General features: G+C 61.6%; 18 protein-coding genes. 7 read left to right on the forward strand and 11 right to left on the reverse strand.

Annotated features, from left to right (window positions below):
• Window positions 1-3: 3 nt before the first annotated feature.
• Window positions 4-591, forward strand: coding sequence for an MlaC/ttg2D family ABC transporter substrate-binding protein (locus SM765_RS13945; RefSeq protein WP_065271666.1), 588 nt, complete (start codon window positions 4-6; stop codon window positions 589-591).
• Between the two features lie 198 nt (window positions 592-789).
• On the opposite strand, the gene SM765_RS13950 is transcribed toward SM765_RS13945, so the two are convergent.
• Window positions 790-3036, reverse strand: coding sequence for a transglycosylase domain-containing protein (locus SM765_RS13950; RefSeq protein WP_274838190.1), 2247 nt, complete (start codon window positions 3034-3036; stop codon window positions 790-792).
• Window positions 3037-3305: 269 nt separating this feature from the next.
• Between SM765_RS13950 and SM765_RS13955 the strand changes: the two genes are divergently transcribed.
• Both SM765_RS13955 and amt read left to right on the forward strand, forming a co-directional pair.
• The gene (locus tag SM765_RS13955; RefSeq protein ID WP_065271668.1) at window positions 3306-3644 is read left to right on the forward strand and encodes a P-II family nitrogen regulator; all 339 of its coding nucleotides are present in this window, start codon (window positions 3306-3308) and stop codon (window positions 3642-3644) included.
• Window positions 3645-3669: 25 nt separating this feature from the next.
• On the forward strand, window positions 3670-4989 hold the full coding sequence (gene amt / locus SM765_RS13960; RefSeq protein WP_274838189.1) for an ammonium transporter: 1320 nt from the start codon (window positions 3670-3672) through the stop codon (window positions 4987-4989).
• Window positions 4990-5496: 507 nt separating this feature from the next.
• Here the strand turns inward: amt and SM765_RS13965 are convergent.
• From SM765_RS13965 to SM765_RS13985, 5 genes are all read right to left on the reverse strand, one after another.
• Entirely contained in the window at window positions 5497-6681 is a 1185-nt protein-coding gene (locus SM765_RS13965) for an amino acid aminotransferase (RefSeq protein ID WP_368981548.1), read from the reverse strand.
• Entirely contained in the window at window positions 6681-7532 is an 852-nt protein-coding gene (gene sseA / locus SM765_RS13970) for a 3-mercaptopyruvate sulfurtransferase (protein ID WP_065271672.1), read from the reverse strand. The genes SM765_RS13965 and sseA overlap by 1 nt, the downstream gene beginning before the upstream one ends.
• Before the next feature lie 192 nt (window positions 7533-7724).
• On the reverse strand, window positions 7725-8201 hold the full coding sequence (gene smpB, locus SM765_RS13975; RefSeq protein ID WP_274838187.1) for an SsrA-binding protein SmpB: 477 nt from the start codon (window positions 8199-8201) through the stop codon (window positions 7725-7727).
• A gap of 43 nt (window positions 8202-8244) precedes the next feature.
• Window positions 8245-9114 (reverse strand): DMT family transporter, encoded by an 870-nt coding sequence (locus SM765_RS13980; RefSeq protein WP_274835597.1) that lies wholly within the window; start codon window positions 9112-9114, stop codon window positions 8245-8247.
• A gap of 121 nt (window positions 9115-9235) precedes the next feature.
• Window positions 9236-9817: a helix-turn-helix domain-containing protein gene (locus SM765_RS13985; protein ID WP_065271675.1), complete on the reverse strand. Its 582-nt coding sequence runs from the start codon at window positions 9815-9817 to the stop codon at window positions 9236-9238.
• A 124-nt stretch (window positions 9818-9941) separates the two neighbouring features.
• Between SM765_RS13985 and SM765_RS13990 the strand changes: the two genes are divergently transcribed.
• Together SM765_RS13990 and ilvD are read left to right on the forward strand one after the other, a co-directional pair.
• Entirely contained in the window at window positions 9942-11123 is a 1182-nt protein-coding gene (locus tag SM765_RS13990; RefSeq protein WP_274835599.1) for a benzoate/H(+) symporter BenE family transporter, read from the forward strand.
• A 111-nt stretch (window positions 11124-11234) separates the two neighbouring features.
• Window positions 11235-13079 carry a dihydroxy-acid dehydratase gene (gene ilvD, locus SM765_RS13995; protein WP_274835600.1) on the forward strand — a complete coding sequence of 615 codons (1845 nt, stop codon included), beginning with the start codon at window positions 11235-11237 and terminating at the stop codon, window positions 13077-13079.
• A 354-nt stretch (window positions 13080-13433) separates the two neighbouring features.
• Here the strand turns inward: ilvD and SM765_RS14000 are convergent, their stop codons facing one another.
• The gene (locus tag SM765_RS14000) at window positions 13434-14252 is read right to left on the reverse strand and encodes a sulfotransferase family protein (protein WP_347508898.1); all 819 of its coding nucleotides are present in this window, start codon (window positions 14250-14252) and stop codon (window positions 13434-13436) included.
• A gap of 140 nt (window positions 14253-14392) precedes the next feature.
• On the opposite strand from SM765_RS14000, the gene SM765_RS14005 reads away from it, so the two are divergent.
• On the forward strand, window positions 14393-15970 hold the full coding sequence (locus SM765_RS14005; RefSeq protein ID WP_274838185.1) for a DUF5928 domain-containing protein: 1578 nt from the start codon (window positions 14393-14395) through the stop codon (window positions 15968-15970).
• Window positions 15971-16017: 47 nt separating this feature from the next.
• On the opposite strand, the gene SM765_RS14010 is transcribed toward SM765_RS14005, so the two are convergent.
• The 4 genes from SM765_RS14010 to pssA all read right to left on the reverse strand — a co-directional run bounded on the left by SM765_RS14010 (window position 16018) and on the right by pssA (window position 18513).
• Window positions 16018-16659 (reverse strand): DUF1523 family protein, encoded by a 642-nt coding sequence (locus SM765_RS14010; protein ID WP_274838184.1) that lies wholly within the window; start codon window positions 16657-16659, stop codon window positions 16018-16020.
• Between the two features lie 9 nt (window positions 16660-16668).
• Window positions 16669-16935 carry a hypothetical protein gene (locus SM765_RS14015; RefSeq protein ID WP_274838279.1) on the reverse strand — a complete coding sequence of 89 codons (267 nt, stop codon included), beginning with the start codon at window positions 16933-16935 and terminating at the stop codon, window positions 16669-16671.
• A gap of 179 nt (window positions 16936-17114) precedes the next feature.
• Window positions 17115-17738: a class I SAM-dependent methyltransferase gene (locus tag SM765_RS14020; protein WP_274833250.1), complete on the reverse strand. Its 624-nt coding sequence runs from the start codon at window positions 17736-17738 to the stop codon at window positions 17115-17117.
• Window positions 17739-17769: 31 nt separating this feature from the next.
• Window positions 17770-18513, reverse strand: a complete 744-nt coding sequence (pssA, locus tag SM765_RS14025; RefSeq protein WP_065271682.1) for a CDP-diacylglycerol--serine O-phosphatidyltransferase — start codon at window positions 18511-18513, stop codon at window positions 17770-17772.
• Window positions 18514-18828: 315 nt separating this feature from the next.
• Between pssA and SM765_RS14030 the strand changes: the two genes are divergently transcribed.
• Window positions 18829-20886: a putative bifunctional diguanylate cyclase/phosphodiesterase gene (locus SM765_RS14030; protein ID WP_274838183.1), complete on the forward strand. Its 2058-nt coding sequence runs from the start codon at window positions 18829-18831 to the stop codon at window positions 20884-20886.
• Window positions 20887-20949 lie beyond the last annotated feature (63 nt).

The raw sequence follows: 20949 nt of genomic DNA on the forward strand, positions 1-20949 counted from the left end.
ACGATGAACCGCCGTATGTTTCTTGCCGCAGCTGGTGCTGCAACCATCACCGCGCCCAGTGCGCTCTGGGCTTTGAACGAAAACTCGGCCAGCCGGTTGATCGACAATCTTGTCACTGACATCAATCGCGTCATTGCCTCGGGCAAGTCCGAAAATGCCATGTACCGCGATTTCGAGCGGATCTTTGGCCAGTACAGCGACACCTCTTATATTGCTGCCTATGCGATGGGCGTCGATGCTCGCCGCGCCTCGGCAGCGCAGAAACGGGCCTTCTCTGACGCCTTTCAGGGCTACATCTCGCGCAAGTATGGGCAGCGGTTCCGTGAATTCATCGGCGGTCGCCTCGAGGTGACCGGTGTGAAGCGCGTCAAGAAATGGTTCGAGGTCAGCACCACCGCCTATCTCAAGGGGCAGGCGCCGTTCGAAGTGACCTTCCTGGTTTCCAACCGCTCCGGCAAGGATCTGTTCTTCAATATGTATATTGAGGGCGTAAACCTTCTGCTGACCGAACGGACCGAGATCGGCGCCATTCTCGACCGCAACCGCGGCGACATCGACAAGATGATCTCAGAGCTGAAACGCCTCAGCTGATCCCTGCCCGCGCCGCGCGAACGCGCGGCGCCCGGCCCAACGGCTGCGGCTGCCCGGCAGGGCAGCAACAGCGGGCGGGAGCCGCTCCCTGCCCCTTTTCCACTATGATCCACTGTTTTGCCTTGCCTGTGGTCGCGGCATCGCGGCTGCACGGGTCGCCGCGACCTTTCCCGCGCCAGCCTGCCAGGGAGCGTCAACTCAGTTGCCGAAGATATCCCTCAGAATGCCATCCACCGCGCGGCCTAACTCCTGACCGATCCGGGGACCACGACGCTGATCCCTCTCTGAGGGTTGCGGTGCGGGCAATGGATCCGGCGCCTGCATCGGCAGCGGCTTCGGCTCCAGGCCCTCGTGCACCCGCACCATCGCCTCGTGCCAAATCTCGGCCGGTAGCCCACCTCCGGTCACACCGGTCAGCGGCGTGTTGTCGTCATAGCCCATCCAGACCCCGGCCACGTAATCCGCCGTGAAGCCGATGAACCAGGCGTCCCGCGCCGCCTGGGTGGTGCCGGACTTACCCGCCGCCTGCCAGCCAGGGATCTGCGCCCGCCGTCCGGTGCCTTCGGCGATCACCTTTTCCATCATCCAGACCAGTTGCTGCGCCGCCTTGGTACGGATCACCCGCTCACCCATGCCACCGCTGGACCCCATCAGGGGTTCGCTGTCTTCCACCAGGCTCAAGGAGGTCACCCCATAGGGCGTCACCGAAGAGCCGCCGTTGAGGATCCCTGCATAGGCCCCGGTCATGTCCAGAAGCGTGCTTTCCGAGGCGCCCAGCGCCAGCGCTGGACCTTCGGCCATCTCGTTGTCGATGCCGAAATCGCCAGCAACCCGGCGCACCAGATCGCGGCCCACCGCTTCGGAAATCTTCACTGCGGGGATGTTCAGCGAATCCCGCAGTGCCTGTGTCAGGGTAATTTCGCCATAATACTTGCGGGTATAGTTCTGCGGGCACCATTCGCCCGACCCCGGAATATCCATGCAATAAGGCGCATCCAGCACCCGGTCGAGCGGCGAATATCCCAGCTCCAGCGCGGTGGCATAGACAAAGGGTTTGAAGGCGGAGCCGGTCTGCCGTTTCGCCTGCGTGGCGCGGTTGAAGACTCCGGACACCCGCGTCTTGCGCCCCCCAACCATGGCACGCACCGCGCCATCGGCGCTCATCACCACGATGGCGGCCTGGGCCTTTGACCCTTCGCGCACCTTGTTCTCAAACACATGATCCACCGCGCCTTCGACGGCTTTCTGCAGGCGCTGATCCAATGTGGTGCGGATCACCACGTCCTCGGTGGTCTGATCGCCGAAATAGCTGGGGATCGTATCCATCACCCAATCGGCGAAATATCCCCCGGCCCGCGCCTCGGCAGCTTCGCTCAGCTCGGCGGGGTGGCTTTGCGCGTATTGGGTTTCCTTGGCTGTCAGATAGCCCTGTTCGTTCATCAGGCGCAGCACGGTGGCGGCGCGGTCCTGCGAGCGTTTGAGATTATTGGTCGGCGCCAGCGAAGACGGCGCGGTCAGAAGACCGGCGATCATCGCACCCTCGGCCGCGTTCAGCTGGTTCGCGGATTTTCCGAAATAGCGCTGCGCCGCCGCCTCGGCCCCATAGGCGCCGCCGCCCATATAGGCCCGGTTCATATAGATCGAGAGAATCTCGTCCTTGGTGTATTTGGCCTCCATCGCCATGGCGTAGACCGCCTCGGTCGCCTTGCGCCAAAGGGAGCCCTGACGGCAATCGGCCTCATAGGCGCGTTCGCTTTCCCAGACCTCGGGGTCATAGACCTCGCCAAGGCATAGCAGCTTCGCCGTCTGCTGGGTGATGGTCGAGCCGCCATGCCCGGACAGTGGACCGCGCCCTTCGCTCAGGTTGATGCGCACCGCGCTGGCAATCCCGCGCGGCGAGACGCCGAAATGACGGTAGAACCGCTTGTCCTCGGTGGCGACCACCGCGTTCTTCAGGTGTTTCGACACGGTCTGCGTGGTGACGACGCCGCCAAACTGATCCCCGCGCCAGGCAAAGACCTCTCCCTTTGCATCCAGCAGGGTGACCGAGCCACGCGCCCGCCCATCGAGCAGCTGCGTCACCTCGGGCAGCTTCATGTATTGATAGCCGACGGCCAGGGCGACGATGCCAGTGCAGATCAGCCCGACGCGCCAGGTAAAGCCCCAGACCAGACGCAGCAGCCAGCGAAACGGCGCCAGCAGGGTCCCGATCAGCCCGCGTTTGCGTTTGGGGGCTGGTTTGCGCGTCGCTGCCGACTTTTTCCGCGGCGCAGCCTTCTTGGGCACTGCGGCAGGTTTTCGGCGCCCGAAGAGAAACCCAAAGATCCCACCACCAGAGCTGCCTTTTCGTGCGCCCCGGCGCGCAGGCTTTGCCCCTTTGCCGGATCTGCTTTTGGGATAGCGTTTATCCGCCACCAGCGGCTTGCGCCCTGATCCTTGTGCCATGTCATTATCCTGCCAGTGTCCTGCCCGGTTTGCCCGTTTTGGCGACAATAAACCGATCCCACTGCTTTGTAGAGGGGCAGTTTTGCCGGAAACCCCCTCCTCAAAACGCTCAAAATGCAGGCATTGACCACTTTTTAAGCAAAATAATTAGGCCAGAGGCCGCCATTCCGCCCTGCAAACAGGCTCTTCCGGTTCCCCCGACTCGGGGTGGCCGCTTTGCTGCAGGTGCGAATGGAGCGGCCTAAGTGGTCCAGAAATAGGGTGTCGAGATGAAAATGATCATAGCAGCCATCAAACCCTTCAAACTCGAGGAGGTCCGCGAAGCGCTGACCGGAATCGGCGTTTCAGGTCTGATGGTGACGGAAATCAAAGGCTTTGGAGCCCAGGCGGGCCACACGGAAATCTACCGTGGCGCGGAATACGAAGTAAACTTCGTCCCCAAGGTCAAACTGGAAATCGTGGTGCCAGGGGAGCTGGCGGATCAGGTGGTCGACACCATCTCGTCCACCGCCCGCACCGGCAAGATCGGCGATGGGAAGATCTTTGTCCTGGATGTGGCACAGGCCGTGCGGGTGCGCACCGGCGAAACCAACCTCGAGGCGCTTTAAGCGTCCATTTCGGAGGAAAATACAGATGCGTAAACTGAAACTCTCTCTTGCCGCCACGGCCTTTGCCGCCCTTCCGGGCCTGGCACTGGCGCAGGACGCGGCAGCAGAAACCCCCGACATCAACCCCTATATCTTTACCACCCTGCTGTTCCTGATCGGCGGCTTCCTGGTGTTCTGGATGGCTGCAGGCTTTGCCATGCTCGAAGCAGGCCTGGTGCGTTCCAAGAACGTGACCATGCAGCTGACCAAGAACATCGCGCTGTTCTCGATCGCGGCCATCATGTACTGGCTGATCGGTTTCAACCTGATGTACCCCGGCGACTGGGTGATCTCCGGCGTGATGGGCCCCTGGTTCTCCGTCACCTCGCTTGAACCGGTTGGTCTGGCGGCAGCGGATGCCTCGCTCGATTATGCATCGGTTGGCTCAGACTTCTTCTTCCAGCTGATGTTCTGCGCCACCACTGCCTCGATCGTCTCCGGCACCCTGGCCGAGCGTATCAAGCTGTGGCCCTTCCTGATCTTCGTCGCGATCCTGACCGGCGTGATCTACCCGATCGAAGCCTCTTGGCAGTGGGGCGGCGGCTTCCTGTCCGAAATGGGCTTCTCCGACTTCGCCGGCTCCACCCTGGTGCACGCAGCAGGTGGTTTCGCAGCCCTCGCAGGCGCGCTGATCCTCGGCCCGCGTATCGGCAAGTACAAAGACGGCAAAACCATCCCGATGCCCGGCTCCAACCTGGCTCTGGCGACCCTGGGTACCTTCATCCTGTGGCTCGGCTGGTTCGGTTTCAACGGCGGCTCACAGCTGGCGATGGGCACCGTGGGTGATGTGACCGACGTGTCGCGCATCTTCGCCAACACCAACATGGCTGCCGCCGCTGGTGCTGTCGCTGCCCTGCTGCTGACCCAGATCATGTTCAAGAAGCCCGACCTCACCATGACCCTGAACGGCGCCCTGGCCGGTCTGGTGTCGATCACCGCGGGTCCGCTTGATCCCTCGCTGTTCGGCGCGCTCTGGATCGGTGCCGTCGGTGGTGTGATCGTGGTCTTCGTTGTGCCGATGCTGGACAAGCTGAAGATCGACGACGTCGTCGGCGCCATTCCGGTGCACCTGGTCGCAGGCTTCTGGGGCACCTTCGCGGTTCCCTTCTACACCGAAGGTACCTCCTTCGTGACCCAGATCACCGGCTTCGTTGCCATCGGCGCCTTCACCTTCATCGTCTCCGGCATTGTCTGGCTGATCCTGAAGGCAACCATGGGCATCCGCGTCACCGAAGAAGACGAGATCAACGGTCTCGACATGGCGGAACTGGGCATGGAAGCCTATCCGGAGTTCAAGGCAGGCTAAACCCAGCCTCCTGACACAGATCTAGGAACGCGGCCTCTCGGGGCCGCGTTTTTCTTTGCCTAGTCCCCTTTCCCCCAGCATCGAGTGAACCCTCCCGCCCGCTCCGGCACAGTCATAGACTGTCCCTTTGCGGTTGGGCCCGGCGCCGCTGACGCGGCGCCTGCTGCTCTCATCTGCCGCCAAAGCCCCGCCCATCAAAGCGCACCGCGGGTCAAGGGCCGCACCAGCGGCCTCGCGCAAGGCGCGAGGTTCCCTTGAGGCGCGGTGCGCTGCTGTTCACAATGGTCAAGGCGCGTTTGAGGGCAGACCTGCCCTTAAACCGCTTCTCAGCGAAATCCCTTGCGCCGCGTCAGCGGCGCCACGCCCAAGGCCGCCAAGGAGGCTTGCCAAAGGCAAGGCACCTGCGGGCGCGGGAGCCCCTGCCCAAGTCTGCGCAACAAAAAACGCGCCCCCCGGATCGGGAGCGCGTTCCTGTAATCTCAATTCTCAGTACGAAACCGTCGCGGCTTAGACGCCCGCGTCGATGATCGCCTTGGCCAGCAGCGGCACCGTGGTCTTGTTGAGACCCGCGATATTCATGCGGCTGTCGCCCACCATGTAGATGCCGTTGTCGACCCGCATTTTCTCGACCAGCTCGGGCGTGGTCCCGAGCAGCGAGAACATACCCCGGTGCTGCGCGATAAAGCCGAAGCGGTCGGAGCCGCTCAGGCGCTGCAACTCATCCGCCAGCTGCTGACGCAGGCCCAGCATGCCCAGGCGCACCTCTTCCAGCTCGGATGCCCAATCGGCGCGCAGGGCGTCGTCGTTCAGGATCATCGTCACCAGGCGCGCGCCGTGATCCGGCGGGAAGGAGAAGTTCTGCCGGTTAAGGAAGGTCAGCGTGCCCTGGTTCAGCGCCTGTGCGCTGCCGTCCTGGCTAACCGCCATCAGAAGACCGGTGCGTTCGCGGTAGATGCCGAAATTCTTGGAGCAGCTTGCCGCGATCAGGCATTCGGGCGTCTGGGCAGCCACCATGCGCACACCCGCTGCGTCTTCTTCCAGACCGTCGCCAAAGCCCTGATAGGCAATGTCGATCATCGGGATCAGACCGCGCGCGTTCAGAAGGTCGATCACCTCCTGCCACTGGGTGGTGTTCAGGTTGGCCCCGGTGGGGTTGTGACAGCAGCCGTGCAGCAGCACCACGTCGCCCTTCTCGGCGCCCTTCAGATCCTCGATCATCCCGTCAAAGTTCACGCCGCGGGTTTCGCGGTCAAAATAACGGTAGGTGACGGTCTCGATGCCAACGTATTTCAGGATCGAGATGTGGTTCGGCCAGGTCGGATCCGACACAAAAACGCGTGCCTTGGGGTTGGCCATCTTGATCAGCTCGAACGCCTGGCGCACGGCACCGGTGCCGCCGGGGGTGGCGGCGGCGGCAATGTTTCCACGCGCCACGCTATCACCCAGGATCAGTTTGATCATCACATCGGCATAGCCGGGATCACCCGCGAGGCCAGTATAGGCCTTGGTGGTTTCTTCTTCCCACAGCTTGTGCTCGGCGGCCTTGATCGCGCGCATCACCGGGGTGACGCCCTCGGCGTTCTTGTAGACACCGACACCAAGGTCGATCTTATCCGCGCGCGGGTCCTCGCGGTACATCTGCATCAGCGCCAGGATCTTGTCCGCTGGCTGGGGTTTCAGGGTCTCGAACATCAGTTCTCTCCGGTTGCAACGGGTAGGGTCGGGAAGGCGCCCCATTCCGCCCAGGATCCATCATAAAGCGCGTGATCGGTCTTGCCGATGCGCTCCAGGGCCAGGCTGAGAACGGCGGCGGTCACACCCGAGCCGCAGGTGGTGATGGCAGGTTTCGCAAGATCGACACCGGCGCCTTCAAAGGTGGCGCGAATGCCGTTTGCGTCTTTCAGGGTGCCATCGGGGTTCAATAGGGTCACGTAGGGCACGTTCTTCGAGCCGGGGATATGGCCCGAGCGCAGCCCTTCTCGCGGTTCCGGCACCTCGCCGCGGAACCGTTCGGCAGCGCGGGCGTCGATGATTTCATGATCGCCCAGCTTGGCGGCCGCAGAGACCTGCGTCACATCGCGAACCAGCTGGTTCTGCACCCGCACGGTCATGTGGCGGTCGCGGATCATCGGCGGCAGGTCTTCGACCGGATGCCCCTCTGCCTGCCATTTCGGCAGACCGCCATCCAGCACCGCGACATTCATCTGCCCCATCAACCGGAACAGCCACCAGACACGGGCCGCCGATTTCAGGCCGGCGCCGTCATAGACCACCACCTGATGACCGTCGCCTACGCCCATCGCGCGCAGGCGCGACATGAACTTCTCGACCGGTGGCACCATATGGGGCAGTTCCGACCGGTGGTCCGAAATATCATCGATGTCAAAGAAGCGCGCGCCGGGGATATGGGCCGCGTCATATTCCGCCTTGGGATCGCGGTTCTCATTGGGCAGATACCATGACCCGTCCAGAATCCTGAGATCGGGATCCTTCAGATGGGCTGCCAGCCAGTCGGTTGACACAAGAGTTTTCGGATCATCCATCAAAAACGCCTCCCCTCAGGTTCGCTGGCGCATGGGTACAGCCCACCGCGCGGAGTCGCAAGAGAAGCGGCTGTTCCGGTACAATATTTCCCTGATACATGCACCAAACGTGGTGCCGTGGCGACAAACGGCCCGCCGGGCCTGCCTCGTCCCCGTCCCGAAGGATGGCTCCGGCAGCTCAGACCATTGGCGTCAGCGCGCGTCCTTCAGCAGCCGCTGTTTCTGGCGCGACCAGTCGCGTTTGGCCTGGGTCTCGCGCTTGTCGTGGTTCTTCTTGCCCTTGGCGATGCCGATCTTCATCTTCGCCATGCCCCGGTGGTTGAAGTAGAGCACCAGCGGAACCAGGGTCATGCCCTTGCGCTGCGTCGCATTCCAAAGGCGTGCCAGCTCCTTGCGCGACACCAGCAGCTTGCGGCGGCGGCGCTCCTCGTGCTTGAACACCTTGGCCTGCGCATATGGCGCGATATAGGAGTTCACGAGCCACAGCTCCCCGTCATCGACGGTGGCATAGGATTCGGCGATATTGGCGCCCCCGGCGCGCAGGGATTTCACCTCCGACCCCTCAAGAACGATCCCGCATTCGAGATCTTCCTCGATCGCGTAATCGAACCGCGCCCGGCGGTTCTCTGCAATCACTTTGTAGTTCGGGTCTGATTTCTGCTTGGCCATGGCAGGCAGATGTAAGCGCGCCCGGGACCGGACGCAAGATGACTCAGGCTTTGCGGCTGCGGATCAGGGTAAAGACACCGCTCGCCACGATCACCGCGCTGCCAATCAGCGTCAGCGTATCGGGCCGCTCGCCAAAGACCAGGATGCCCAGCACCATGGCAAAGACCAGCCGCGTATAACGGAAGGGCGCCACGACCGAGATTTCGCCCAGCCGCATGGCGCCGGTCAGCGCCCCATAGGCGATCACGCCGATCACCGTGGCGCAGGTCACATCCAGCCAGACGCCCAGATCGGTCAACGCCCCGTCACCCAGCCCATCAAGCCCGGTCCAGCCCAGCGCGATGACCCCGGCCACTGCCAGCATGGCAAAGCCCAGCATACCGAGCTGGCTGTTGTGCATCGAAACATGCGCCGCCCGCGTTGCCAGATCGCGCCCGGCAAAGCCCAGCGTTCCGGCCACGGCGAACAGCGAGGCCGGTTCAAAGCCGCTGACCCCGGGGCGCAGGATGATCAGAACCCCGGCGAAACCGACCAGAATCGCCAGCCAACGCCGCCAGCCCACCGTTTCGCCAAAGAACACTACCGCGCCCGCCGCAACCACCAGCGGCGTCGCCTGCAGGATGGCCGAGGCCGAGGACAGCGGTGTCAGCGCAAGGGCCAGGGTAAAACACAGACGACCAACGACCTCTGACAGAGAACGCAGCAGCATCACGCGCGTGCAAAAGGCCGGGTGCCACAAGGCCTGTCCCTGCGCACGCGCCACCAGTGCAAACAGCACCATACCGCCAAGACCGAAGAAAACCAGAATCAGCCCGACCGGCAGCGCCTGCGCTGCCGATTTGATGAACATGTCCTCCAGCGAAAAGGCCCCCATGGCCAGCACCATCAACAGGCTGCCGCGCAGCGTTTCCATCGGTGCCTCCCCCAATCGGCTTTTACGTCCCTGCCAAAGCCCTAGTCACAAGGTGAGACTTCGGCAAGCACTGCCGTGTCCCCTCTTACGGAATTGTGACCTTTGCGGGCGCAGAACCTGATCAGCCAGTCGGATCCGGTCTGCGATAATGGTGCATGTTGAGAAAGGCCGCCCCGTCCGGCCCGGCACGGTACCCATGGGGCTGATCGGCCGCAAAGCGCAGCCCCTCCCCGACGTCGAGCCGCACCCAAGCCCCATCGCTCAGCACTTCCACAGGCCCTTCCAGCACAAAGACCTCTTCGGTCACGCCCGCGTCATGCGCCTGGGACTGGTGGCACTGATCCGGCCGCAGGCGCACGTGAAAGGTCTCGGCCCCGAGGTTGGGATCAAAGGGAAAGACGATCTTGACCGCAATACTGCCGGGAAACTGCACCGTGCGGAACACGCTCTCGCCCAGAACCTTGGGCTGACTGCTATCCTCGATCAAGGCGGTCAGCGGCAGGTGAAACCCCTTGGCGATCTTCCAGAGCGTGGCGATGGTCGGGCTGGATTCGCCTCGTTCGATCTGCCCCAGCATCGCCTTGGAGACTCCCGTCACCTCGGCTGCCCGCGACAGGCTGAAACCAGCCTCGGCCCGGATCTGCTTCAGATTCTGCGAAATCTTGTCTTCACTTACCGGCGGGGACGCGGGCTGCGTTGGCATCGGTCTGTCGATCTCTTCAAAAAAGGGCTTGTGCGTTATAACGCACAGAAGATAATGTGCGCTATAACGCACAAACTGACCCTACAAGAGCCCGACGCCCGGGAAAACCCCATTCAGGATCCCCATGATGCCGCAGCTGAAACTCTCTCATATCACGGCAGGCGCCGTCGCCGTTCTGGTCGGGTACACCAGTTCGGTGGCGATCATCTTTCAGGCCATCGCGGCGTTGGAGGCAAACCAGGCGCAGGCCAACAGCTGGCTTCTGGCCCTCGGGCTGGGCATGGGGATCACGAGCCTGATCCTGTCGCTGTGGTTCCGCCTGCCGGTTCTGACCGCCTGGTCCACGCCCGGTGCCGCTCTTCTGGCGGTGGGCGGTGGCGCGACCACCCTGCCCGAGGCCACGGGCGCCTTTCTGTTCTGCGCCGCCTTGCTGACGCTCACCGGCCTCACTGGCTGGTTCGAGCGGCTGGCGCGGCTGATCCCGGATACGCTGGCCAATGCGCTTTTGGCTGGTATCCTGTTCCGCTTTGGGCTGGAGGCGTTCACTTCGCTTGAAGAAGACGTCTGGCTGGTCGCGGTGATGGGCGCGGTCTTTCTGATCGGCAAGGTCTATGCCCCGCGCTACACGATCCCGCTGGTTCTGCTGGCGGGTGTCATCTGGGCCGCCGCAGCCGGCAGCTTCGGAGACCTGCAGCAGCTGAACCTGACTCTCGCCACCCCCGAGGCGGTCATGCCCGAGTTCACCCTCTCGGCGCTGATCGGCCTTGGCCTGCCACTCTATATCGTCACCATGTGTTCCCAGAACATGCCCGGCGTGGTGACCCTGCGCAGCGCAGGTTACGTTCCGCCGGTTTCGGCTGCGCTGACGGTGACCGGGATCGCTTCGCTGATCCTCGCCCCCTTTGGCGGCTATGCCTTCAACCTGGCCGCCATCACCGCTGCCATCTGCGCCGGACCCGAAGCGGATGAGGATCCGGACACCCGCTACCTCGCCGTGGTGGCCGCCGGGGTGATCTATTGCGCCGTGGGGCTGGGCGGCGCTGCCGTGATTTCCCTGTTCCTGATCGCACCGCACGCGCTGGTCGCCACCATTGCAGGCCTTGCGCTCTTGTCGACCATTGGCAACGGGCTGTCCCATGCGCTGGCCCCGACCGAAGGACGCGAGGCGGCACTCCTGTGTTTCATGGGCACGGTTTCGGGCATCAGCTTTCTTGGGGTCGGAGCCCCCTTCTGGGCCCTGCTGATCGGCCTGGTCTGTCACCTCACGCTGAGCCGCCCGTCGGTGACATTCAGAAAACCCGCATAACCCATTCCGCAACCGCCCCGGAAATCGGAGCAAAATAACCAAAATCGCCCCTCAGTTATTGCGTTTGTTTCGCGAATCATGTCCCTGAGGGTAAAAAGGGGAAATAGCCACATGCCAATGTACCGATCCAGAACCTCCACCCATGGACGCAACATGGCCGGCGCGCGTGGCCTTTGGCGCGCAACCGGTATGAAAGACGATGATTTCGGCAAGCCGATCATCGCCATCGTCAACTCCTTCACCCAGTTCGTGCCCGGTCACGTCCACCTCAAGGATCTCGGCCAGATGGTCGCCCGCGAGGTCGAGGCCGCAGGCGGTGTTGCCAAGGAATTCAACACCATCGCGGTGGATGACGGCATCGCCATGGGCCATGATGGCATGCTCTACTCCCTGCCCTCGCGCGAAGTGATCGCGGATAGCGTGGAATATATGGTCAACGCCCATTGCGCCGATGCCATGGTCTGCATCTCCAACTGCGACAAGATCACGCCGGGCATGCTGATGGCCGCCATGCGTCTCAATATCCCGGTGATCTTCGTCTCCGGCGGCCCGATGGAAGCGGGCAAGATCGACATCGCCGATCTGGATGCCAAGAAGATCGACCTCGTCGATGCCATGGTTGCCGCCGCCAGCGACACGCTGAGCGACGAACAGGTCCAGCATATCGAGGAAAACGCCTGCCCCACCTGCGGCTCCTGCTCGGGCATGTTCACCGCGAACTCGATGAACTGCCTGGCCGAGGCACTGGGTCTCGCCCTGCCCGGCAACGGCTCGACCCTCGCGACCCACGCCGACCGCAAGAACCTGTTCCTTGAGGCGGGCCGCAAGATCGTCGACATCACCAAACGCCACTACGTGGGCGAGGAAAAAGGCCTGCTGCCGCGCGAAATTGCCACCTTCGAGGCCTTTGAAAACGCCATGAGCCTCGACATCGCCATGGGCGGTTCCACCAACACCGTGCTGCACCTCCTGGCCATTGCCAATGAAGGCAAGGTGGATTTCGACATGTCCGACATGGACCGGCTCAGCCGCAAGGTGCCGTGTCTCTGCAAGGTGGCCCCCAACATCGAAAACGTCCACATGGAAGACGTGCACCGCGCTGGCGGCATCTTCTCGATCCTCGGCGAACTCAGCCGCGCCGGTCTGTTGCACGATGACTGTTCCACCGTACACTCCAGCACCATGGGCGAAGCCATCGCCAAATGGGACGTCAAGGTCGCCAACAACCCCGAGGCCGAAGAGCTGTTCAAGGCGGCGCCGGGCGGCGTGCGCACGACCGAGGCCTTTTCGCAATCCAACCGCTACAAGGAGCTCGACACCGACCGGAAGGGCGGCGTCATCCGCTCGGTCGAAAACGCGTTTTCCAAGGATGGCGGCCTTGCTGTTTTGTTCGGCAATATCGCGCTCGATGGCTGCATCGTGAAAACCGCGGGCGTCGATGAAAGCATCCTGAAATTCACCGGCTCGGCCTATGTCTGCGAAAGCCAGGATCAGGCCGTCAGCGACATCCTGACCGGCAAGGTCAAGGAGGGCGATGTGGTGGTGATCCGCTATGAGGGCCCGCGCGGCGGTCCGGGCATGCAGGAAATGCTCTACCCGACCTCCTACCTTAAATCCAAGGGTCTCGGCAAAGCCTGCGCCCTCCTGACCGACGGGCGTTTCTCCGGTGGCACCTCGGGTCTCTCCATCGGTCACGTCTCCCCCGAAGCGGCCGAAGGCGGCGCCATCGGCCTCGTGCAGATGGGCGACACCATCGAGATCGACATCCCCAACCGCTCGATCCATCTGGCCGTTTCGGACGAGGAACTCGCCAGCCGCCGCGCCGCGCAAGAGGCCGCTGGCTGGAAACCGGCGAAACCGCGCAAGCGCAAAGTCTCCACCGCGCTCAAGGCCTATGCGATGCTGACCACCAGCGCTGCCAAAGGCGCCGTGCGTGCACTGCCAGACGACGAGTAACCGGCGCCAAATGAACAACGAAGGCCCCTCGCCAACCCAGCGGAGGGGCCTTTTTCTTCTCCAGTTCTACTCCTGACGTCTTCCTTCTCGGGCCGTCTTCCTTTTCCGGCCTTCGACCGCAGCATCTGCGACCCGGGTCAAGGGCGGCTCCGCCGCCGCGCGGCCCGCGCGGTTCACCCTTGACGCGCCCATCCCAAAGAAAATCGATAGGGCGCGTCAGGGCAAACCTGCCCCTGAACCGCTTCTCAGCAACCCCCTTCGCGCCGCGCCAGCGGCGCCAGGCCCAACCAGAGGACGGGCATTTTCAATGCCCGACGATGGGCGGGAGTACCCCCGTTTCTGCCAAAGACACGATCAGTCGCCCAGCTTGGCGTGCACTTCGTCCAGATCGATCTCCCCGATGGGCATCTTGTTGGCGGGGTTTTCAAAATCGTATTTGAACAAGTCGAAATCGCGCTTGTAGATCTCATAGATCAGATGCATCGACAGATCGTCGAAATAATCCTCCACCGGATGCGCGCGTTTGGGGCCATGGCCTTCGCTTTCGTTGAAGCGCGGGATCGCCGCCAGATCCACGGGATGCGGCGTCTCGATGGCGTCCAGAACCTGGCTCATGCCGTCGTTGAAGGCCTCGGTCCAGATGATCTTGTTGTAGCGTCCGCCATTCACGATAAAGGTCGACACATGCCCCGAGGCCGCCGACCAGTGGATATCCGGCTCCATCGGCCGCCGGAACCGGATGGTATCGCGCACGAATAAAAGGAACCGCCGGAAGCTCTTGATCTGGTCGAACTCCTGCTGGCCATCCTCGCCGCCGACCTCGATCCCGTAGTCATAGACCAGCCGTGGCACCAGATTGCCACGATAGCGCTTGCCGTTGCGCTGGATGCCGCAGATCTTGTCAAAGAAGGAGCTGAGCACCCGGGTATAGGGGTTGCGCACGCAGGTGAAGGCATAGGTGCGCTGGCCCAGCACATTGCGGCTGATCGGCTCCTGACTGGCCTCCTGCGCCCATTTGTGCAGGCCTTCCTTTGAATCGTGAATATCGCCATCAAAGAACCTGCCGTGATCGGAATAATAGAGTATCTGACCGATGGTCGAACAGGCGCATTTCGGCACCACCCGGTAAATCACGCTTTCGCTCTCGGTCATCCAGGTTCCTGGGAATCCCATCCGCAACCAACTCCGTTCCTGTCCACTCGACGCAACAATGACCACATCGCGCCCAAAAGACAAATAATCTTGTTTCTTCAAACAGCTCCGAGCTTTATCAAGAAGACAATCCGGCAAAACAGGGGCGTACCGTCGTCAGAATGGCAAAAATTGCATATATACTGCTCTGCCATAAGGACCCTGAGGCGATCATCCAGCAGGCCGAACGGCTGACGGCGGTCGGCGATTACATGGTGATCCATTTCGACGGCCGCGCCAGCGATCAGGACTATGCCGAGATCCGCGCTGCCCTCGACGACAATCCCAATGTCTGCTTTCCGCGGCGGCGCATCAAATGCGGCTGGGGAGAATGGTCGCTGGTCCGCGCCACCCTTGCGGCAATGCGCACCGCCGCCGACAACTTCCCCCGGGCCACCCATTTCTACATGCTCTCGGGCGATTGCATGGCGATCAAGACCGCCCAATACGCGCATGACTATCTGGATCAGAACGATTTCGACTTCATCGAAAGCTTTGATTTCTTCGAAAGCGACTGGATTAAGACCGGCATGAAGGAAGACCGGTTGATCTACCGGCATGTCTTCAACGAACGCAAGAACAAGGCTCTGTTCGAATGGAGTCATAACCTTCAGAAGAAACTCCGCCTGCACCGCGCGGTGCCTTCGGACATTCAGGTCCAGATTGGCAGCCAGTGGTGGTGCCTGCGCCGCCGCACTGTTGAGGCGATCCTGCAATTCGTGCGCGACCGGCGCGATGTGGTCCGCTTCTTCCGCACCACATGGATCCCGGATGAGACCTTTTTCCAGACGCTGGTCCGCCACCTGATCCCGGGCGATGAGATCCAGTGCCGCACGCTCACATTTCTGATGTTCACCGATTACGGAATGCCGGTGAATTTCTACAACGATCACTACGATCTGCTGCTGAGCCAGGATTTCCTCTTTGCCCGCAAGATCAGCCCGGATGCCAAGGATCTGAAACGCCGTCTCGGGCGGCTCTACGCGGCCGAGGGCGTGGAGTTCCAGATCTCGAACGAGGGGCGCAGCCTGTTCCAGTTTCTTACCCAGCGCGGTCGAAACGGACGCCGCTTTGCACCGCGGTTCTGGGAAACCGAAAGCAGCCTGGGGCGGGAGCGGGAATTGACCATGGTTGTGTGCAAGAAATGGCACGTGGCCAAGAGGCTGATCCGGCAAGTTAACGAGCGCACCGAGGTTCCGGCCATCGCCTATCTCTTCCACGAGGAAGACACGCCCTTACCCGATCTTGGCGGGATCGAAGCCTCGCTGTGGAAACGCACTCGCCACCGCCGCGCCCTGATGCGCATGCTGTTTGAATATTACGACAGCAACCGGCTGATCGTCTGCATAGATCCCTCGGGGCTGGAGCTGATGAATGACTTCGCCTCTGACCGCTCAGTGACGCAGGTGCTGCATCTCGACTGCAATTTCACCGATGAGTATCTGATCGCCCATGCCCAGCGATCCGGCCTCGTTGGCGCGCAGACACCGAAACAGACCCTCGACCGGATCCTGCCGACCATCCGCAATGATATCCTGCATGAAACCGACCGGATCCGGGATGCCGGGTTTGATCCCTTCGTCACCCTGCACGAGACGGACTCTGCAGAAGACAAGACCGCCAAGCTAGCCAGGGTGTTTGGCCTGACGGCGGAGCAGGCACAGGACATCAGCCAGAACCCCGGTCTATTCAACGATTAATCGACCTCAGCCGGAAGGGCTCCGCGCATCACCGCGCGGCGGACAGCTCACTTATTGCCGCCCCCGAACCAGCGGCGCAGCCTGCTGCGGCGCTCTGATATGGCGTCCCCGGCGGCATAAAGGCTGTCTTCCACATCATCGATCATCGGGTCGAGCCGGTTGCGACGGAACCGGCGCCAGCGCACGTAGATGGCCCAGAACAGCGCCGCAATCAGCACAAGGATCAGGATGCTGACCCAGTTCAGAGGTTTGTCATCCGGCCCGGCAACGGGTTTGATCCCAACCGCATTGGGAAAGGCCGACAGGAATTCGTTGCGCCAGCCATAATGCAGCACCGCCACCCATTCCGGCGCCGCCTTGTTCGAGATCGCGTCATTGGCCTCGGTATAAAGATTGGCGGTGTCGAATTTGAAATAGGGCGGCCAGTTCCAGCCGGTGTCCTCGTTCCGGTAGACGATCGCGCTGCCATCGGGGCGCACCGCCTGAATGAACTGCACATCCCGGTTGCTCTGCTCGGTCGATTGGGTGTCCGGCGTCGACCAGAACATCCGCGTCCAGTCATTCAGTTCCTGACGTTCCTCGTAGGTGTTGACGATCCGCACCACGTCATACTGCGGCAACGTATAGTGCAGGAAGGCCCCGAACAGCAGCCAGACGGTGATCAGAAATCCCCATTTGATGTAGCCCATAAAGGCCTCCTATCTGAAATTGACCATATAGATCAGTGTCGCAATCAACCCCAGCGGCACCACATAGACAAGCAGGATCAGCCGCCGCCGGAGCGAATGGTCATACTGCCGCAACCCCCGCTGGATGAAGGCCGCGCGATCTCCGGTCAAGCCCTTCTCGGCCCAGCGGCGTTTCAGTTTGGCCCGGCGCATCTCCCGCGAATAGAGCGACACGGCGCCATAAACCACCGTGAGCCCGATCATCAAAAAGAAAAACAGCCGCAAAAAGCCTAACATCACCGCCCCCAGCCCCAACGCGGCCCCATCCTGTGGCGCTGCCTTGCGGCAGAGCCCGGCCAATGCGCTGGCTTACCCCTTCGAACATAAGCGTTTTTGCCGCGATGCCAATCCCGCCGACCGCACAAGGGCGCAGGGGCGCCCGCCGCCCATCCGAAGCAGGCAGTTCGGGCACTGGCTTAGTTTTGGCGGGCTTTCTTCAGCACCAGAAAGGTCATCATCCCAAAGGGGGGCAGACTTTCCTGCTCCTTGAGGCTGAGCGTTTCTTCGCCAAGGATGGTCCCGATCTCGAAATCGGAATGCCAGCCCAGCACATTGGCAAAGGGGGCCGATATCTTCTCAAGCGAGGCGAGAACGCCCTGGGTGCTTTTGAAATGGTTGCTGATCACCACCTCGCCACCGGGTTTCAGCACCCGGGCGATTTCAGCCATCACCTTTTGCGGCTCGGGCACCACCGACAGCACATGCATCGCCGCCACAGTGTCAAAGGAGGCATCGGGAAAATCCAGATCGCGGGCATCCATCTGCCGCAACCCGGCGACATTGGCCAGCCCCATCTCGGCCACGCGGGTTTCCGCCTTTGCCAACATTTCGGTGCTGAAATCGATGCCAGTGACGCGCAGATCCGCGCCGTAATGTGGCAGCGACAGCCCGGTGCCAACGCCAACCTCCAGCACGCTGCCGCCGCGCCGGTTGATATAGTTCACGACCCGGCGCCGCCCGGCATTGGTAACCGCCCCGAATGTCCTGTCATAAATTGGCGCCCAGCGCGCGTAGGATGATTGAACCGCCTTCAGTTCCAATCCCGTGCCTCCCCGTTTTCTTGTTACCCGCTCAATCCGGTACCTTTCGGATCAGCCCCCAGACCACCAAAACCACGTAAACAAGGCACAACACAACCAGCGTCGTCCAAGCATAGGTCAGAACCGCCGCCCCGGCAAAGGCACAGCCCACCAGGAAGTATTTCACATTCTCCCGGCTGATCTTCACCGCCTTGGGCGACCAGGTCGGGATGCGACTGATCATAAGGAAACCTATGACAACCATGTGAAAGCAGATCAGCAGATCCGGAACAACCAGCCCGCCGGAGAAGGAGAAGGAGACGAACATCGGCAGCATCGCCAGTAGTGCCCCGGCAGGCGAAGGGATGCCGGTGAAGTAGCCAAGGCGTTCGCCCACGACCGGCTCATCCGATTTCGCCGCCACGTTGAACCGCGCCAGCCGCACCACGCAACAGACCGAGAACACCAGCACCGAAATCCACCCGGCGCTACGCATGTCCTGCAAGGCCCAGAAATAGATCACCAGCGGCGCCGCGACGCCGAAGTTCAGGAAATCCGCGAGCGAATCCAGCTCGGCCCCCATCTTGCTGTCGCTGCCCAAGGCCCGCGCCAACCGCCCGTCAAGACCATCCAGCAGCGCCGCCAGCAGGATCAGCTGCACCGCCAGCACGTAATTGCCCTGCACCCCGAACCGGATCGCCGACAACCCCGCACAGATCGCCCCCACCGTCATGATGTTAGGAAGAAGCTGGATCAGAGCGAATTCATTCTTGGTCTTCTTGGGCAGATCGTCCATGGGGCGGAGGTCAGTCTATAAGGCTCGGTTAGGGATCCTTGGGGCGGCACAGGACTGCATAGCCCCCTGCCCGCCCCAGCCTGCACAATACAGGAGGGTTCTCCCTCCTATGCCCGATTGCGAGGGAGCGTGCAATGGGAGGGGTCGGAGAGCCGTTTCCACCATAGCCCGCCAAGGCAGGATGGCGGATGATCACTTTTTAAATATTACAATGATACTCATGTTATCTCTGGGGCGAGCTGAATCACGGTTGTTTTGTTAACCGTTCAACGGGACAAGAGACTGAATCTCATATACGACCCGAGGACTTGGTTCATGTATCGTCTGTTGGACTGTATCACCCAGGAGCATATTTATGGCCTGGTTGCCGTGGCTGCTTTTATTTGCGTCATTGGTTCGGTGCTCTCCACACATATGTCCACCCGTTTGACCCAGTGGACGGGCATGCGCCGCCTGGTTCAGCTGCCCCTTGCCGGTTTGATCACCGGGGCCACGATCTGGTCGACCCACTTTATCGCGATGCTGTCCTATGACCCGGGCTATGCGCATGGGTATGAACCGGTGCTGACTGGCGTATCGCTTCTGGTCGGCGTCATCGGTTCACTGGCTGCAAACACCGGGCTGGCCTATGCCCGCAGCCGGATTGCGGCCTGTGCAGCGGGGGCGGTGTTCGGGCTGACCGTGACGGCGATGCATTACACTGGCATGAACGCCTATTTGCTCCCCGGAACGATTGTCTGGAGCCTTCCGCATCTGGTGGCCTCTGTCCTTCTGGGCGCGGGTTTTGGCGCACTCAGTTATGGTTTGATTGTCCAACGCCTGGGCGGGGTGGCCGGGCGGCTATGGCCAGCGGGGGCCATGGTCCTGGCGATCTGTCTTATGCATTTCACCGGGATGAGCGCCATCGAGATCCGGCTGGATTCCTCAATTGAGGTGCCGACCGAGACAATTTCGGATACCGCCATGGCCATGCTGATCTTCGGAGTGACAGGGATCATTCTGCTGATCGCCATCGCGTCTGCGAGTATTGAGGTCAATCTCGAAGGGGAATCCCGTTCTCAACTCACTCATGCGGCCCTGCATGATCCGCTGACCGGCATGCCAAACCGGATGTGGCTGACCCGCAAACTGGATGCCCTGCAGACGCAGCTGACTGAAAATGAGACCGCAAAGGCGGCGGTGCTGACGATCGACCTCAATCTGTTCAAGGAGGTGAATGATCTGCATGGCCATGCGATAGGCGATGCAGTGTTGCGCCGGGTTTCGCAGAGCTTGAATGAGCAAAAAGGCGAAGGCGAATACATCGCGCGGGTTGGCGGCGACGAATTTGTCGCCGTCAAACTGGGGTTCCGCCGCATCGAAGAGGTGCAGAGCTTTGCAGAGCGTCTGCACGCCGCCATAGTGGAGCCCATCGACCTGGAGGAAGTCTCGTTGCGGGTCGGGGCGTCGATCGGGATTGCAACGACGCTGGAAGACGGGCGTGATCCGAACCAGTTGCTGCATAAATCGGATGTTGCGATGTATCGGGCCAAGTCAGAAGCAGACACGCCGATCTGCCAATTCGACGAGGAAATGGACCGCCGTAGCCGAGACAAGACACAGCTGGTGCATGACCTGCGTCTGGCGCTGCAGAACAATGAATTCGAACTGGTGTATCAACTCCAGAACACATTGGAAACGCTGGCACCGGTGGGGTTCGAAGTGCTCTTGCGCTGGAACCATCCGACGCGTGGTCGGGTGTCCCCGGATGAGTTCATCCCGGTGGCCGAAGAAACCGGTCTGGTGCGCGATATCGGCGCCTGGGTGCTGCGGGAGGCCTGCCGCGAGGCGGCGCAATGGGATCACCCCTACAGCATTGCCGTCAACGTGGCGCCGCAACAGCTGGTGCAGCCCTCGTTTGTCGAAGACGTGATGGACAACCTGTTTGAAACCGGTCTGGACCCGCAACGCCTGGAGTTGGAAATTACCGAGGCCAGCATCATCGATGATCAGGCGCATACGCTGAAGGTGATGCACAAGCTGAAAGAGCTGAGCATTCGCATCGCCATGGATGATTTCGGCACCGGGTATTCGTCGCTGTCGATGTTGCAGACCTTCCCCTTTGACAAGATCAAGATCGACCGCAGTTTCGTTCAGGACGTGCATAAGGACGCACAGCGTGCCGCCATCGTGCGCTCCACGCTGCTGCTCGGCGCTGCCCTCGACATTCCGGTTCTTGCCGAAGGGGTCGAGGTCGAAGACGAACTCAGCTTCCTGCGCGCAGAAAGCTGCACCTCGGTTCAGGGTTTTTACTTCGGTCAGCCGATGACCCGGGACGACATGCGCCGGATTGCCTGCAATGCGGCAGTGGACGGCGAGAAAAACGCCGCATAACCCCTGGACTGCGGCCTACCTGCCGAACAGAGGCTGCACAGCCGGTATACGGGGGGTGTGCGG

Source organism: Pseudophaeobacter sp. 1A09344, from assembly GCF_041008745.1.
Classification (GTDB): Bacteria; Pseudomonadota; Alphaproteobacteria; order Rhodobacterales; family Rhodobacteraceae; genus Phycobacter; species Phycobacter gallaeciensis_A.

Excerpts from the sequence above, each read along its gene's own strand:
- SM765_RS14010 (WP_274838184.1), bottom strand. The coding sequence starts at position 16,659 with ATGGGCTACATCAAATGGGGATTTCTGATCACCGTCTGGCTGCTGTTC.
- ilvD (WP_274835600.1), top strand. The coding sequence starts at position 11,235 with ATGCCAATGTACCGATCCAGAACCTCCACCCATGGACGCAACATGGCC.
- SM765_RS14000 (WP_347508898.1), bottom strand. The coding sequence starts at position 14,252 with ATGGGATTCCCAGGAACCTGGATGACCGAGAGCGAAAGCGTGATTTAC.
- SM765_RS14015 (WP_274838279.1), bottom strand. The coding sequence starts at position 16,935 with ATGTTAGGCTTTTTGCGGCTGTTTTTCTTTTTGATGATCGGGCTCACG.
- pssA (WP_065271682.1), bottom strand. The coding sequence starts at position 18,513 with ATGGACGATCTGCCCAAGAAGACCAAGAATGAATTCGCTCTGATCCAG.
- SM765_RS13980 (WP_274835597.1), bottom strand. The coding sequence starts at position 9,114 with ATGGAAACGCTGCGCGGCAGCCTGTTGATGGTGCTGGCCATGGGGGCC.
- SM765_RS13985 (WP_065271675.1), bottom strand. The coding sequence starts at position 9,817 with ATGCCAACGCAGCCCGCGTCCCCGCCGGTAAGTGAAGACAAGATTTCG.
- smpB (WP_274838187.1), bottom strand. The coding sequence starts at position 8,201 with ATGGCCAAGCAGAAATCAGACCCGAACTACAAAGTGATTGCAGAGAAC.
- SM765_RS13950 (WP_274838190.1), bottom strand. The coding sequence starts at position 3,036 with ATGGCACAAGGATCAGGGCGCAAGCCGCTGGTGGCGGATAAACGCTAT.
- amt (WP_274838189.1), top strand. The coding sequence starts at position 3,670 with ATGCGTAAACTGAAACTCTCTCTTGCCGCCACGGCCTTTGCCGCCCTT.
- SM765_RS14030 (WP_274838183.1), top strand. The coding sequence starts at position 18,829 with ATGTATCGTCTGTTGGACTGTATCACCCAGGAGCATATTTATGGCCTG.
- SM765_RS13990 (WP_274835599.1), top strand. The coding sequence starts at position 9,942 with ATGATGCCGCAGCTGAAACTCTCTCATATCACGGCAGGCGCCGTCGCC.
- SM765_RS13955 (WP_065271668.1), top strand. The coding sequence starts at position 3,306 with ATGAAAATGATCATAGCAGCCATCAAACCCTTCAAACTCGAGGAGGTC.
- SM765_RS13965 (WP_368981548.1), bottom strand. The coding sequence starts at position 6,681 with ATGTTCGAGACCCTGAAACCCCAGCCAGCGGACAAGATCCTGGCGCTG.
- SM765_RS14005 (WP_274838185.1), top strand. The coding sequence starts at position 14,393 with ATGGCAAAAATTGCATATATACTGCTCTGCCATAAGGACCCTGAGGCG.
- SM765_RS13945 (WP_065271666.1), top strand. The coding sequence starts at position 4 with ATGAACCGCCGTATGTTTCTTGCCGCAGCTGGTGCTGCAACCATCACC.
- sseA (WP_065271672.1), bottom strand. The coding sequence starts at position 7,532 with ATGGATGATCCGAAAACTCTTGTGTCAACCGACTGGCTGGCAGCCCAT.